The organism is Cellulosimicrobium sp. EB106-03-01-XG111, from assembly GCF_058792115.1.
In genome coordinates, this window is the sequence record NZ_JBYTEQ010000012.1 from 1 (window position 1) to 1,191 (window position 1,191).

Annotated in this window: 1 protein-coding gene; it reads left to right on the forward strand. The window is 75.7% G+C overall.

The window, feature by feature from the left end:
• Nucleotides 1-108 precede the first annotated feature (108 nt).
• A complete protein-coding gene (locus AC3WT4_RS11485) occupies nucleotides 109-954 on the forward strand; it encodes a putative endonuclease domain-containing protein (RefSeq protein WP_492315482.1) in 846 nt (281 codons plus the stop codon).
• Nucleotides 955-1,191: the final 237 nt, after the last annotated feature.

The window sequence follows — 1,191 nt, forward strand, 5'->3', positions numbered from 1 at the left end:
CACCCTCCGACACGTGTCGGAGGGGCCACTTCTCACTTCTCGTGCGCTCGCGTCCGCGTCATCCACAGGCCTCGACGGGTCGACGGCGTGCTCGGGCACACTCTCGGCATGCCCGTCCCTGTCCCCGACCCGCCGTTCCTCGTCGCCGAGGCGCTCCGCCTCGGGGCGACCCGCAAGCAGCTGCGCTCGCCGCGGCTCCACGCCCCCGTGCGGGGCGTCCGCATGGACGCCGCCCGGAAAGAGGACGTGCGCTCCGTCGCCGCGGCCGTCGGGCTCGCGCTCCCTCCCGCGGCCGCCTTCTCCCACACCACCGCTACCGCGCTGTGGGACCTGCCGCTCCCTCCCGGCGTCACGGGCCTCGCTCCCCTGCACGTCTCCGGACCACCCGGCACGCGATCCCTCGACGCGACCGGCGTCGTCACGCACGTCGGCCTGCTCGTGCACGACGTCGTCGTCCGGCGCGGGCTCGCCGTGACCGGCCCGGACAGGACCGTCGCCGACCTCGCGGCCCTCGTCGCCACGGGCGGGCACGGGCTCACCGAGACGGACCTCGTCGTCGTCCTGGACGCGGTCCTCGGCGCCCGGGGAGGGGCCCGTCCGTACCCGCGTGACCGGCTCGAGGCGCGCGTACGCGAGCTGCGCGGTCGGCGCGGGGTCGTGCCGCTCGCGTCCGCGCTCCGCCGTTCCCGCCGCTTCGTGGACTCGCCCATGGAGACGTTGCTGCGCCTCCGGCTGGTCCGCTCGGGCTTCCCCTGCCCGGTCGTCGGTGCCGACGTCGTCGACGACGACGGGCGCTGGCTCGCGCGACCGGATCTGTGCTGGCCCGACCTGCGCATCGCGGTGGAGTACGACGGGAGGCACCACCTGACCTCCGCGCGGCAGCGCCTGAACGACGTCGCGCGCCAGGAGCAGCTGGAACGCCTGGGGTGGCGGGTGATCGTGCTGTTCGCGTAAGACGTCCTCGGCCGCTGGCCCGCGACCGAAGGCCGGGTGCTGCAGGCCTTCCTCGACCGCGGTATGCGCCCGGAGGAGCTCCCGGACGCGCCCGACGCGACCACGCGCCCGCGCGTCACCACCCCGGCGCACCGTCTCGCCTGACCACCGGCCGGACGCGGGCCAGGCTTCCCGCCATCCGAGCCGCGGGCAGCCGGGCGAGAAGCGAGAAGTGGCCCCTCCGACACGTGTCGGAGG

Excerpts from the sequence above, each read along its gene's own strand:
- AC3WT4_RS11485 (WP_492315482.1), top strand. The coding sequence starts at position 109 with ATGCCCGTCCCTGTCCCCGACCCGCCGTTCCTCGTCGCCGAGGCGCTC.